Raw genomic sequence first — 13,871 nt, forward strand, 5'->3', positions numbered from 1 at the left:
TGGCTCGCGGCGGCGCCGGAGCGTAGCGGAGGTGACGGCGTGAGCGGTCCGGAGCGGAGCGGAGGGGCCGCGAACCATGGGCTCAGTCTTGGCTCGCGGCGGCGCCGGAGCGTAGCGGAGGTGACGGCGTGAGCGGTCCGGAGCGGAGCGGAGGGGCCGCGAACCATGGGCTCAGTCTTGGCTCACGGCGGCGCCGGAGCGTAGCGGAGGTGACGGCGTGAGCACCGTCGTCTTCCGCAGGCCGCCCCGCCGCCCAGGGCCTCAGCTGCCCCGCGGCGAGCTGCTGCTGGAGTCGCCCCCGGAGCTTCCGGAGCGGCTGCCGAAGGGCTTCGGGCAGCTGCTGATGATCCTGCCGATGATCTGCGGCGTGGGGGCGATGGCGTTCCTGTACACCGGCGGCGGCCGCGGCGCTGGGCCGATGATGTGGATCGTCGGCGGTCTCTTCGGCATCTCGATGATCGGCATGGCGGTCGGCTCGATGAACGCCGGCGGCGGCGACTCGAAGGCCGAGCTCGACGCGGAGCGCCGCGACTACATGCGCTACCTCGCCCAGGTGCGCCGCCAGGCCCGGCGGGCCGCGGCGCAGCAGCGGGCCGCGCTGCTGTGGCAGCACCCGGCGCCGGACGTGCTGTGGTCGGTCGCGGCGTCGAAGCGGCGGTGGGAGCGGCGCGCGACCGACGACGACTTCGGCCAGATCCGCATCGCGCTCGGCGCGCAGCGGCTCGCCGTGGCGATCATCCCGCCGGAGACGAAGCCGGTCGAGGACCTGGAGCCGATGACGGCGATCGCGCTGCGGCGCTTCATCCGCGCCCGGCAGACCGTGCCGGACCTGCCGATCGCGGTGTCGGCGCGCTCGTTCAGCCGGATCGTGCCGCGCGGCGACCGGCACGTGGTGACCGATCTGGTCCGCTCGATGCTCTGCCAGCTCGCCACGCTGCACTCCCCGGACGACGTGAAGATCGCCGTCGTCGCGGCGCCGGAGCGGCGTGGGGAATGGGAGTGGGTCAAGTGGCTGCCGCACGCCCAGCACGACCGGCAGACCGACGCCGCCGGCGCGGTGCGGCTGATGTTCGACTCGATGACCGACCTGGAGGAGGTCCTCGAGGACGAGCTGCACAGCCGGTCCCGGTTCGCGCCGGAGCTGCGCCCGCTGACCACCGCGCCGCACCTGGTCGTCGTCGTCGACGGCGGCGAGGTCGCGCCCACCTGCCAGTTGCTCGGCATCGGCCTGCACGGCACCACCGTCATCGACCTGTCCGGCACGGTGCCGCGTGACTCCGGGCGCTGGCTGCTGTCACTGCAGGTGACCGCCGACAGCATCGCCGCCGACCAGGGCAAGCGGGTCACTCCGCTGGGCGTGCCCGACCGGGTCAGCGTCATCACCGCCGAGGGGCTCGCCCGGCAGCTCGCGCCGTACCGGCTGTCGCAGCAGACCACCTCGGAGGAGCCGCTGTCGCGCAGCATCGAGCTGCCCGACCTGCTCGGCATCGGCGACGCGGCCGCCGTCGACCCGCTGCTGACCTGGCGGCCCCGGCCCAACCGCGAGAAGCTGCGGGTGCCGATCGGGGTCGGCCCCGACGGCCAGCCGGTCGACCTGGACTTCAAGGAGTCGGCGCAGGACGGCATGGGCCCGCACGGCCTGATCATCGGCGCGACCGGCTCCGGCAAGAGCGAGCTGCTGCGCACCATCGTGGTGTCCCTCGCCATCACGCACTCGTCGGAGGAGCTCAACTTCGTCCTCGTCGACTTCAAGGGTGGCGCCACGTTCGCGTCGCTGGACGTGCTGCCGCACACCAGCGCCGTCATCACCAACCTGTCCGACGAGCTGCCGCTGGTCGACCGTATGCAGGCCGCCCTCAACGGTGAGATGGTCCGCCGGCAGGAGCTGCTGCGCGCCGCCGGCAACTACGTGTCACGGTTCGAGTACGAGAAGGCGCGGCTGGCCGGTGAGGCGCTGGCGCCGCTGCCGAGCCTGATCATCATCTGCGACGAGTTCAGCGAGCTGCTCGCCGCGAAATCCGAGTTCATCGACCTGTTCGTGATGATCGGCCGGCTCGGCCGGTCCCTCGGTGTGCACCTGCTGCTGGCCAGCCAGCGCCTCGAGGAGGGCCGGCTGCGCGGGCTGGACACGCACCTGTCGTACCGGGTGGGCCTGCGCACGTTCTCGGCGGTGGAGAGCCGCGTGGTCCTCGGCGTCCCCGACGCCTACGAGCTGCCCAGCGCGCCCGGCCACGGCTACCTGAAGACCGACACCACGACGATGACCCGCTTCCGGGCCGCGTACGTGTCGGGCACCTACCGCCAGGCCGGTCTGGTGCCGCGCTCGCAGGCGACGGTACGGATGCAGATCGTGCCCTACGGCACCCAGCACATCCCGGTGCCGGTGCTGCCCGAGGAGGAGCCGGAGGAGACGCCGGAGGCCGAGTCCGGCCGCGGCGAGACCATGCTCGACGTGATCGTGGGCAAGCTGCGCGGCCGTGGCGCGCCCGCGCACCAGGTGTGGCTGCCGCCGCTGGGCGAGCCGGCCACCCTCGGCGAGCTGCTCGGCGCGCTGACCGTGGACGAGCGCCGCGGCCTCGTCGCCACCGGCTGGCCCGGCACCGGCCGGCTCTCCGCCCCGATCGGCCTGGTCGACCGACCGTTCGAGCAGCGCCGCGACCCGCTCGTCGTGGAGCTCGACGGCGCGGCCGGCAACGTAGTCCTCGTCGGCGGGCCGCAGTCGGGCAAGAGCACCGCGCTGCGCACCCTCATCAGCTCGCTCGCGCTGACCCACAGCCCGTGGCAGGTCCAGTTCTTCTGCCTCGACTTCGGCGGCGGCGCCCTGCGCTCCCTGGCCGGGCTGCCGCACGTCAGCGGCGTCGCCGGCCGGCGGGAGAGCGAGGCGGTGCGCCGCACCGTCGCCGAGGTGACGGCGCTGCTGGACGAGCGGGAGGCCCGCTTCACCGAGCTCGCCGTCGACTCGATCGCCACGTACCGGCGGGCCCGCGGTACCGGCGAGGTCGCCGACGACCCGTTCGGCGACGTGTTCCTCGTCGTCGACGGCTGGAGCGCGATCCGGGAGCACTACGAGGAGCTCGAGCCGCGCATCACGTCGATCGCGGCGCGCGGCCTCGGCTTCGGCATCCACGTCGTGCTCGCCGCGAACCGCTGGGGCGAGATCCGCACCAACCTGCGGGACCTGCTCGGCACCCGGGTCGAGCTGCGCCTCGGCGACCCGACCGAGTCCGAGATCGACCGCCGCGCGGCGGTGAACGTGCCCGAGCGTACGCCGGGGCGCGGCCTCACCCACGACAAGCTGCACTTCCTGGCGGCGCTGCCGCGCATCGAGGGCGGCAACGGCGTCGAGGACCTGGCCGCGGGGGCCGCCGACCTGGTCCGCCAGGTGCGGGAGGCCTGGCCGTTCCAGCCCGCGCCGCCGGTACGGCTGCTGCCCAAGCTCCTGGCGCGGGCGGAGCTGGTGAAGCTGGTCGAGCAGCGCCCGGCGCAGCCCGGCGTGCCGATCGGCATCAACGAGACCCACCTGGCCCCGGTGCACCTCGACTTCGCCGCCGAGCCGCACCTGCTCGTCCTCGGCGACGCCGAATCCGGCAAGACGGCGCTGCTGCGCCTCATCGCGCGCAGCATCATCGAGACGAAGACGCCGCACGAGGCCCGGCTGTTCGTCGCCGACTTCCGCCGCAGCCTGCTCGGCGTCGTGGACCGCGAGTACCTGCTGGACTACGCCCCGTCGCACTCGGCGCTCGGCGAGATGATGCCCAACATCCGGGGCGCCATCAACGACCGGCTGCCGGGCCCGGACGTCACCTCCGAGCAGCTGCGCAACCGCAGCTGGTGGCGGGGGCCCGACCTGTACATCCTGGTCGACGACTACGACCTGGTCGCGTTGCCCGGCAACAACCCGATCAGCCAGCTCATGGAGCTGCTGCCGCAGGCGCGCGACGTCGGCCTGCACCTCATCATGACCCGCCGCGTCGGTGGCGCCTCACGGGCGCTGTACGAGCCGGTCATCCAGCGCCTGCGGGAGCTGGACGCGCCGGGCTTCCTGATGTCGGGCAGCCGCGAGGAGGGCCCGCTGTTCGGTGATCTGCGCCCCAGCCCGCAGCCGCCGGGTCGCGGTACGCTCGTGCGCAGAAGCGACGGCAGGCAGCTCGTCCAGACCGCCTGGATCGATCCTGTGCCATGATGTGGGCGGATCAGGGCTGCGCAAACTTGCCGGACTCCGATACCGTCGCATAAGAGACACCATCGTCGATGACCGCGGTGCCACCGTACGGGGGCTTTTCCAAGTGCCTTGTCCCGCGGGACGGACTGAGAAGGGGTGAATTGGCGTGACGCAGCCGACGAGAGTCGATGCAGCGACCATGCACGCTGCCGCGAAGGATGTCCGTGCGACGCACGGCACCGTCAACGGCAAGCTGACCGAACTGCGGGGCGCGATCGATGATCTCGTCGCCGCGTGGAAGGGTGAGGCCTCCGCAGGCTTCACGCAGGTGATGACGCGCTGGGACCAGGACACGGTCAAGCTGCTCACCGCCCTGAGCGACATCGCGGACCTCCTCGACAAGGGTGCCAACACGCACCAGGCCAACGAGGAGCAGCAGGCCGCGATGATGAACAAGTACGGCAACTCACTCAACTACTGACGGCCTGAGAAGCAGAGAGGGATAGCGATGTCGTACTTCCAGACAAACTACGCCCAGATGGAGACTGCCTCGCAGACCATCCAGGGCATCTCCAAGACGATCGACACCGAGCTGGACACCCTGCGCATGAAGCTGCAGAACATGACCTGGGACGGCCAGGACCGCGAGGCCTACAACCAGCACCAGGCCAAGTGGGACGCCGCGGTGAAGGACATCAACGCGCTGCTCAACGAGATCGGTGGGGCCGTGGGCATCGCCCGGGCCAACTACATCACGACCGAGATGAACAACGCTCGGGTCTGGTAGTCGTAGCCACGACCGCTGCATCTGGTCGGATCGGCGTGGCACCCCGGTGCCACGCCGATCCCGTTTCACCGGTCGGGCGCCGGTGCCGCCAGCACGTTCGAGAGGAAGGCCGCCATGGGGGAGCCAATCGCACTGCCGAAAGACTCCGAGGTCAACGTCGAGCAGATCGAGAAGCTGCCGGCGTTGCTCAGGACGCTGCAGCACTACGTGGAGACGGAGTGCATCGGGCAGATGACGAACATCCGCGAGCACCTGGACATGTCCGGGCTCGACATGGACAGCGTCGACATGAAGCTCAACGGGCAGGCGACCCCCTTCGGCGGCTTCTACAGCGCGTTCGGCATCCAGGCGAAGGCCGACGGGGCGTACAAGTCGGTGAACAAGTCGCTGCACGAGCTCGCCAAGCACCTGGGCAAGATGATCGGCCCCACGGAGAAGATCGCGCAGAACTACCGCACCACCGAGGAGCGCAACCAGGCCGGCATGGCCGACATCAAGAAGCTCCTCGACGAGGGCACGTACGTGCCGATCGACCAGGCGGCGGTGGACAACCGCAACGAGACGGACCCCGCGGCGCAGGACCCGCGCACGATCACGCAGCACGGCACGACGACCCTCGCGCCGGGGTCGTTCGACGGTAAGCAGCCCGGCTCCGGCACGGGTAGCGGCAACTCCGAGGTGATCTAGGGACATGGGCGACGAGACCAACCCCGGAAGCTACAGCGACTACACCGACCAGCAGTACACGCAGCCGACGAAGTCCGTGGACACCGGCTGGTTCGGCGACTCGTACGCCAACGAGGCCGACCCGTCGTGGGAGGACGTCATCGCGATGGTCGTCATCCCCGGCAGCCCGGCCCGCATCAAGCAGGCGGCGGACGAGTGGAGCGTGCTGCTGCAGCGCCTCTCCGAGGTCGAGCGCGTGCTCACCGCGGTCAAGGCGGACCTGGAGTCGTGGAAGGGTGCCGGCGGTGAGCAGTACCGCAGCCACCTGACCATGATGATCACCAATATCCGGACGCTCCGCGAGGACAACGCCAGCCTGCCGCACCACCTGCACCTGGCGGCCGGTGACCTGGAGAAGGCCATCGCGAAGATCCCGATCCCGGACGACATGATCGCCGAGGTGATGGCGGCCAAGCAGGGCTACATCGACAGCGGCATGATCTCCGACACGTGGGGTCCGAACGCGATCTACCAGTATTTGCTGCCGGTGTACGGCAACAAGTGGTTCGACGAGGCGCGTGAGTTCTTCACCTGGGACTGGGCCGCCAACAAGCTGCGGGACTGGATCTCCTCCCAGGACGACAAGGCCAAGGACGCCTACCACGAGCTGGCGGGCAGCCACGTCAAGACGATGGCGCTGATCCCCGGCCCCAACCCGGTGGAGTTCGGGCAGGCGCGCGACCCCGGCTACACCCCCGACGACTTCGGTGGCCCCGGCGGCGGCGGTGGCGGCATGCCCGGCGGCGGGAAGATGCCCGGCGGCGGCACGCTGCCCGGCGGCAACGGCCTGGCCGACATGGCGGGCCCGCCGTCGAGCAACATGACCGACCCCAGCCTGACCAACCCCGGCTACGGCGACGGCTACGACCCCGACGACCTGCCCGGCAGCGGCCTCGCCGGCGCAGGCGGCGGGCTCGTCGGCGCCGGCCCCGGCGCGGGTGGCCTGGGCGGCGGTCTCGGCGCCGGCGCCGGCGCCGGCGGCCTGGGTGCCGGTGGGCTCGGCGCGGGCGGCGTCGGCCGCGGCGCCGGCGGCGGCATCGGTGGCGGCATGGGCATGATGCCCGGCATGGGCGCCGCGGGTGCCGGCCGCAGCGCGGGCCGCGGGGTCACCGGGGCCAACGCCGGCAAGGGCGGCGTGCGCGGCGCCGGCACGGGTGCCGGGGCGCGCGGCGGCGCGGGCGGCTTCCGCGGAGGGATGATGCCGGGCGCCGCCGGCGGGCACGGCGCGGGAGAGGGCGAGGACCACTCGACGTGGCTCCAGGAGGACGACGACCCGTGGGGCTCCGACAGCGAAGCGCCACCGTCGGTGCTGGGCTGATCCCGGTGCGTCGCTTGGACATGCGGGCCACGCCGGCGTGGCCGGCCGTGCCCGACCGGTGGTTCCGGCGCGGTGCGGCGCGGCGCGCGGCAGTGGCGCCGTCGGAGGCGCCTGGCCCGGCGTCTGAGCGGCGCGCGGCAGAGGCGCCGTCGGAGGCGCCTGGCCCGGCGTCTGAGCGGCGCCCAGTCGTGGCGCCGGTCGGGGGCGCGCCCCCGGCACCTGGTGGAGGGCGGCGTGCGGCCGGGCGGTTCGTGCGGCGGATGACCGCGGTGGTCGTCGCCGGGATCCTGCTCGGGGTCGCCGGTGGCGTCGCCGCCGGTCTCGTCGCGCCGCGGGCCGCGCACGCCGACTCGGTGCGTGCGCGGCAGTGGTGGATCAACCAGCTCAAGCTGGCGCAGGCGCAGAAGGTCGCGCAGGGCGACGGCGTCGTCGTCGCGGTCATCGACTCCGGGGTCGACGCCACCCACCCCGACCTCAACGGCGCCGTGCTGGCCGGCACCGGCATGCTCGGCAGCACCAGCGCGAAGGGCTGGGACGACCCGAGCGGGCACGGCACCGGCATCGCGTCGCTCATCGCGGCCCGCGGCGGCACCAGCAACATGCAGATGCTCGGCATCGCGCCGAAGGCGAAAATCCTGCCGATCGCGCTGCCCGTCCAGTTCGGCGGCACGCTCGCCGGCCCGATCCGCTACGCGGTCGACCACGGCGCGAAGATCATCAACATGTCGCTCGGCCGCAAGGGCGCGCCCATCAAGGAGGAGAGCGACGCGATCGCCTGGGCCCGGTCCAAGGGGGTCATCATCGTCGCGGCGGCCGGCAACACCACCCAGGGCGACGCGCAGATCCCCACCCCGGGCAGCTACCCGGGCGTCATCACGGTCAACGGCACCGACCGCGACGGCAACCTGTGGAGCGGCTCGCTGCAGGACGACGGCATGGACATCGCCGCGCCCGCCCAGGACGTCATCAGCGCCAAACCGAAGTCCCTGGTCGCGTCGGGCTTCGGCACCAGCTCCGGCACCAGCGAGTCCACCGCGATCGTGTCCGGCGTGCTCGCCCTGATCTGGTCGAAGTACCCGACGCTCGACGCGGCCAACGTCGTCAACCGCCTCTTCAAGACCGCCGTCGACAAGGGCCCCGCCGGCCGCGACGACCGGTTCGGCTGGGGCTTCGTCGACCCACTCGCCGCCGTCAGCGCGGACGTGCCGGCCGTCACCGCCGACCCGCTCGGCCCGGTCGCCGCGGGCACCGCCGGCGCCGACCCCGGCAGCACTGCCGGCTCCGGCGACGACGACTTCGGCACCCCCGCGATCCGCACGGCGATCGCCGCCGCGGTCATCCTCGTCGGCCTCACCGTCGTGGTCCTCGCCATCGTGCTGCCGATACGTGCGTTGAGCCGCCGCCGCGCCGCCGCCTCGGCCAGGGCCGGTTACGGCGCACCACCCGGCGCCGGCCCGCCGGGCTTCCCGCCCCCGGGCCACCCGGCGTCAGGGCATCCACCACCGCCGGGATATCCGACGGGGCCGGTCACCGGTCAGCAACCACCCGCCGGGTACCCGACGGGGCCGGTCACCGGTCAGCAGCCGCCGGCCGGGCAGTACCCCGGCGGCAACCCACCGACCGGTCCGGGCGGGTTCCGGCCCGGTGGCACGGCGCAGTTCCCCGCGACCGGGCAGCAACCGCCGCGGTGGCTGCCTCCGCAGGACGGGCGCTGACACCACCAGCGGTCTCATCCGAGGGCCGGTTCCGTAGCTCCGGGCCCGGTCGGACGAGGGCCGGTTCCGTAGCTCCGGGGCCGGTCGGATGCCGGCGTCGTGCTGACGCCGCTGCCGCCCCGCCCCGCCGCCCCATCCTCCGGCGCCAACCCGGCCGGCGTCAGCGGGAGCCGCTGCCGCCGGTGCTGGAGGTCGGCATGCTCAGCGAGCGGGATGCGTTGGCCAGACCGCGGGACGCGGGCGTGCGGTGGACCGTCGGGCCGCGGACGTTCAGCGGGCCGACCGTCGGCTCGAACCGGTCCCGGGACGGCTGCCTGGGCTCGGTCCGCGCGACCGGGACCGACGGCGCGCCGCGCTGCCTGCGGCGGACCCGCTGCACGAGCAGCCCCGCCCAGATGAGCGCCGCGACGAGCACGGCGCCGAACGCGGTCCAGATCGCCGGCAGCCGCGACTCGGCCTTCTCGCCGCCGGTGTCGGGGCCGAGACCCGCCGTGACCGGCACGGGCACGGCCGCCGTGTCGGTGCCGGCGAGGGCCGCGACCGCCCGGTACGGGTTGACGGTGCCGAACCCGACCTGCGCGTTGCGCCCGTTCGGTGGGTGGTCGGCGGTCGACGTGATCCGGTCGGCGATCTGCTGCGGGGTCAGGTCCGGGTAGTACGCGCGCAGCAGGGCGGCGGTGCCGGCCACGTACGGCGCGGCGAAGCTCGTGCCGCCGCCGGAGCGCAGGCCGAACCCACCGCCCTGCGGTGCCGGGCCCTGGATCCGCACGCCGGGCGCGGCCACGTCGACGTAATCGCCGGACGTGGACGTCGAGACGTGCTTGTCCTGCTCGTCGACGCCCGCGACGGCGAGCACACCGTCGTAGGCGGCCGGGTACGCGGTCTGGTTGGCGCTCTGGCTGGCGCCGTCGTTGCCGGCCGCGGCGACCACGACCACGTTCTGGCTCAGCGCCCGGCTCACCGACGCGGCGAGCTTCGGCGTCGGCTGGGTCACCAGCGACAGGTTGATGACGTCGGCGCCGTGGTCGACGGCGTAGTCGATGGCGGTCGCGATCGTGTTGGGCAGGTTCTGGTCGAACGACTTCTGGTCGTCCTCCATGACGCGGATCGGCAGGATCTTCGCGCCGGGGGCCACGCCGTAGAACCCGGCGCCCGGCAGGCGCAGCCCGGCGATGATCCCGGCGACGAACGTGCCGTGCGCGACCTGGTCGCAGTCGCCGACACCGTTGGGCTGCACGAAGTCCTTGCCCGGCAGGACCTGGTCCTTCAGCGACGGGTGGGTCGTGGCGACGCCGGAGTCGATGACGGCGACGATGACCCCGTCACCCTTCGTCAGCGGCCACGCGAGCTCGGGACGCAGCCGGGTCAGCGGCCACGGCGTGTCGGTCAGCTTGTCGGTGAAGCTCGGCCCGCATGCGGACGGCGCCGCGGCGGCGGGCGTCGCCGCACCCGGCACCGCGGCAAGCACGCCGGCGGCGACCGCGCCGGCGACCGCCTGAGCGCCGATCCGTCGAATGTGCCGCACGAGCGAAAGGGTATCGCGCCCCACCCGCCGCCCGCGGCCCGGCAACGGCCCCGCTCGCCGTCCGCAGCCCCGCAACGCCCCGCCCGCGGCCCCGCAACGGCCCCGCAACGCCCGCCCGCGGTCCGCAGCCCCGCAACGCCCTGCCCGCCGCCCGCCGCCCGCAGCCCCACGACATCCCGGCAACGCCCTGCCCGCCGCCCTGCAACGTCCCGCCAGGGCGCCGCGCCCCCGCGGCACCCCCGTAACGCCCTGGCAGGCGACCGTTACTGCAGGGACGGGTCGATGTGCACCTTCGGTGCCGCGCCCCACGCGGCTGGCCGGGACCCCGACAGCGCGGCCGCCGCCTCCGACAGCCCGATCGTCGCCGCGACCAGCGGGCGCGGGTCGACGGCACCGGAGGCGTAGAGCTCGACGGTACCGGCGAGACCACCGGAAGCGCTGAGCACCCCGACCGCGGTCACGTCCTTGAGCGCCAGGCGCCGCGAGTCGAGCAGGCTGGGCGTGCCGGACAGCCCGATGAACACCACCCGCCGGCCCGGCTCGACCAGGTTCAGGGCCAGCGCCGGCGAGGTCGCGGCGTTGGAGGCGTCGATGACCGCGTCCCACCGCAGCGGCGGCAGCGTGCCGGCGGTCCAGACCGCGCCGCAGCCGAGGGCGCGGGCGAACGCCACCGACGCCGCAGTACTGCCGAGCAGGTGCACCTCGACCCCCTGCGCGGCCGCGATCTGCGCGACGAGCAGCCCGATCGTGCCCGGCCCGACGACCAGCAGCCGCTCACCGGGGCGCAGCCCGGCGCCGCGCACGGCGCGCAACGCGTTGCCGCCCGGCTCGACCAGCGCGCCCGCCGTCGGGTCGACCGCCGGCGGCAGCGCGTGCAACGCCGTCACCGGCACCGGGAGCCGCTCGGCGAGGGCACCCGGCCAGCCGTTGCGGATGCCGATCTCGTGGCGGGTCGCGCAGAGGTGCTGGCGGTTGGTGGTACACCTGCCGCAGCCACCACAACCGAGCATGGTGTCGCCCGTGACCCGCCGGCCGACCCACCCCGGGTCCACGCCGGGGCCCGCGGCGCGGACCACGCCCGACCACTCGTGGCCGATGCGGATCGGGTATCGCGCCTGGCCGTCGTGCAGATAGGACATCTCGCCGGTGAAGAATTCGACGTCCGTGCCGCACACCCCGGCCCGCTCCACGTCGACCACGACCTGGCCCGGTCCGGCAACCGGTTCCTCGACATCCTGGACCTCAGCCCGCCGGGGGCCGATGATGACGAATGCGCGCACGGGCTCCATCTTCCGGGAAGCAGGTCCGATGTCACGACTGCGCAGTGCCGAGTGGTACGCCGGCGACGACCGCAACGCCTACATCCACCGTGCGTGGATGCGGCGCGGCCTGCCCGACGACGCCCTCGACGGCAGCCGCCCCCAGATCGCCATCGCCAACACCGCCTCCGACCTGACCCCGTGCAACCGCCACCTCGACGAGGTCGCCGAGCACGTCAAACGCGGCATCTGGGAGGCCGGCGGGGTGCCGCACAACCTGCCGGTCGTGTCGCTGGGCGAGACGCAGGTCCGCCCGACCGCGATGCTGTGGCGCAACATGGCCGCGATGGCCATCGAGGAGATGCTGCGCGCCAACCCGATCGACGGCGTCGTGCTCCTCGGCGGCTGCGACAAGACGATCCCTGCGCTGCTCATGGCCGCCGCGTCGGTGGACCTGCCGGCCGTGGTCGTGCCCGGCGGCCCCATGCTCACCGGCACGTTCCGGGGCGTGCCCCTCGGCTGCGGCACCGACGTGTGGCGGCTGTCGGAGGAGGCACGCGCCGGCACGCTCAGCGAGCAGGCGTTCCTGGACTCGGAGTCCTCGATGATCCGCAGCCGGGGCCACTGCAACACGATGGGCACCGCCTCGACGATGGGGCTGCTCGCTGAGGCCCTCGGCATGACCCTGCCCGGCACCGCCGGCATCCCCGCCGCCGACAGCCGCCTGCTGGCCCGCGCCCACGCCACCGGCCTGCTCGCCGTCGACATGGTGCACGCCGGCCGCCGCCCCAGCGACGTCATCACCGCCGCGTCGCTGCACAACGCGATCGTCACCCTCGCCGCGACCGGCGGCTCCACCAACGCCGTCGTACATCTCCTCGCCATCGCCGGCCGGCTCGGCGTGCCGCTCACCCTCGACGACTTCGACCGCATCGGCGCCGCGGTGCCGTTGCTGGTCGACCTGCAGCCCGCCGGCCGCTTCCTGATGGAGGACTTCCACCGCGCCGGCGGCCTGGCGGCGGTCCTCCGCGAGGTGTCGCACCTGCTCGACCCGTCCGCGGTCACCGTCACCGGGACGCCGCTCGTGGCAACCCTCGCGTCGGCCACCGTCTGGGACGAGTCCGTCATCCGTCCGTTTGCGTCGCCGGTACAGCCAGATGCCGGCATCGCCGTCCTGCGCGGCAACCTGGCACCCGCCGGCGCGATCATCAAACCGGCCGCCGCGACGCCCTCCCTGCTGCAGCACCGCGGCCCCGCCCTCGTGTTCGACTCGATCGAGGACTTCCACGCCCGCATCGACGACCCCGCGCTCGACGTCGACGAGGACACCGTGCTCGTGCTGCGCGGCTGCGGCCCGAAGGGCTACCCCGGCATGCCCGAGGTGTCCAACATGCCCCTGCCGGAGAAGCTGCTGCGCCGCGGCGTGCGCGACATGCTGCGCATCTGCGACGGCCGGATGAGCGGCACCGCGTACGGCACCGTCGTGCTGCACGTGGCCCCCGAGGCCGCGGCCGGCGGCCCGCTCGACCGCATTCGCTCCGGCGACATGGTCGTGCTGGACGTGCCGGCCCGTACGCTCGACGTCGACGTACCCCAGGCGGAACTCGACGCCCGCCCGCCGTCGCCGGCTTTGCTCGACGCGCTGGCCCGCCCCAGCCGGGGCTGGGAACGCCTCTACGTCGACACCGTCCTCGGCGCCGATACCGGAGCAGACTGCGACTTCCTGCTCGGCTCGTCGGGCCCCCGGGTCAGCCGCGAGTCCCACTGAAGGGTCCTCTTGTCCACTCACAGGCAATCCGCATAGTGCTGGCATGCTGCGTACAGCTCAGCCGGCGACGCTCGTGCGATGACTTCACCCACCTCGCCCAGCCCTGACGCGGACTCGTTGCCTGTCCCGCCGTCTTCCGGTGCGCCGTCTTCTGGTGCGCCGTTTTTCGGTGCGCCGTCTTCTGCGCCGTTTTTCGGTGCGCTGTCGCCTGACGTGCCGGCTGCGACGTCGTCCGGCGCGCACGCTTCGCCGCCTTCGTCGTTGCCGGCACCTCCGTGGGCAGCGCCGCAGGCGCCGCCGTCCTCGCCAGCCGGTCCGCCGGCTGCGTTCCCGCCCGGTGCGGCACCAACCGGCCGCCCGTCGCGGTGGAAGCTCGGCGCGGTGGCCGCAGTGTCAGCCGCGGTCATCATCGGCGGCGGGGTTGCGGTGGCCAACGCCGCCTCGTCCGCGGCCAGCCAACAGAGCCAGACCGGCCCCGGCCGCTACGGCGGCCCGGGCGGCGCCGCTGCCCAGGACTGCGCCTGCCGAAAACCTCGTCCGTGTAGCTCAAGCCGCATGTTGATACTCGTGAAGGACACCGCCGAGGCGGTCTCGTCGGCGTATGTCGAGGT

Annotated in this window: 10 protein-coding genes; 7 read left to right on the forward strand and 3 right to left on the reverse strand. The window is 73.3% G+C overall.

What is annotated here, in order from left to right; translation table 11 throughout:
* Window positions 1–217 precede the first annotated feature (217 nt).
* The 6 genes from eccCa (at window position 218) to AB0H83_RS46440 (ending at window position 8,708) form a co-directional block, all read left to right on the forward strand.
* Window positions 218–4,183 (forward strand): type VII secretion protein EccCa, encoded by a 3,966-nt coding sequence (eccCa, locus tag AB0H83_RS46415; RefSeq protein WP_360108510.1) that lies wholly within the window; start codon window positions 218–220, stop codon window positions 4,181–4,183.
* Between the two features lie 145 nt (window positions 4,184–4,328).
* The gene (locus AB0H83_RS46420; protein WP_360108513.1) at window positions 4,329–4,643 is read left to right on the forward strand and encodes a WXG100 family type VII secretion target; all 315 of its coding nucleotides are present in this window, start codon (window positions 4,329–4,331) and stop codon (window positions 4,641–4,643) included.
* 27 nt (window positions 4,644–4,670) lie between these two features.
* On the forward strand, window positions 4,671–4,949 hold the full coding sequence (locus tag AB0H83_RS46425; RefSeq protein WP_360108516.1) for a WXG100 family type VII secretion target: 279 nt from the start codon (window positions 4,671–4,673) through the stop codon (window positions 4,947–4,949).
* Window positions 4,950–5,063: 114 nt separating this feature from the next.
* Entirely contained in the window at window positions 5,064–5,636 is a 573-nt protein-coding gene (locus tag AB0H83_RS46430) for a hypothetical protein (protein WP_360108521.1), read from the forward strand.
* 4 nt (window positions 5,637–5,640) lie between these two features.
* A complete protein-coding gene (locus AB0H83_RS46435; protein ID WP_360108524.1) occupies window positions 5,641–6,993 on the forward strand; it encodes a hypothetical protein in 1,353 nt (450 codons plus the stop codon).
* Window positions 6,994–7,253: 260 nt separating this feature from the next.
* The gene (locus AB0H83_RS46440) at window positions 7,254–8,708 is read left to right on the forward strand and encodes a S8 family serine peptidase (protein ID WP_360108527.1); all 1,455 of its coding nucleotides are present in this window, start codon (window positions 7,254–7,256) and stop codon (window positions 8,706–8,708) included.
* 160 nt (window positions 8,709–8,868) lie between these two features.
* Here AB0H83_RS46440 and mycP read toward each other — a convergent pair whose 3' ends face one another.
* Together mycP and AB0H83_RS46450 are read right to left on the reverse strand one after the other, a co-directional pair.
* A complete protein-coding gene (mycP, locus tag AB0H83_RS46445; RefSeq protein ID WP_360108530.1) occupies window positions 8,869–10,233 on the reverse strand; it encodes a type VII secretion-associated serine protease mycosin in 1,365 nt (454 codons plus the stop codon).
* Between the two features lie 263 nt (window positions 10,234–10,496).
* On the reverse strand, window positions 10,497–11,513 hold the full coding sequence (locus tag AB0H83_RS46450; RefSeq protein WP_360108533.1) for an alcohol dehydrogenase catalytic domain-containing protein: 1,017 nt from the start codon (window positions 11,511–11,513) through the stop codon (window positions 10,497–10,499).
* A 28-nt stretch (window positions 11,514–11,541) separates the two neighbouring features.
* On the opposite strand from AB0H83_RS46450, the gene AB0H83_RS46455 reads away from it, so the two are divergent.
* A complete protein-coding gene (locus AB0H83_RS46455) occupies window positions 11,542–13,260 on the forward strand; it encodes an IlvD/Edd family dehydratase (protein WP_360108536.1) in 1,719 nt (572 codons plus the stop codon).
* Window positions 13,261–13,277: 17 nt separating this feature from the next.
* Here the strand turns inward: AB0H83_RS46455 and AB0H83_RS46460 are convergent, their stop codons facing one another.
* Window positions 13,278–13,694, reverse strand: a complete 417-nt coding sequence (locus tag AB0H83_RS46460) for a hypothetical protein (RefSeq protein WP_360108539.1) — start codon at window positions 13,692–13,694, stop codon at window positions 13,278–13,280.
* Between the last annotated feature and the right edge of the window lie 177 nt (window positions 13,695–13,871).

This window comes from Dactylosporangium sp. NPDC050688 (assembly GCF_040654515.1).
Lineage (GTDB): Bacteria > Actinomycetota > Actinomycetes > Mycobacteriales > Micromonosporaceae > Dactylosporangium.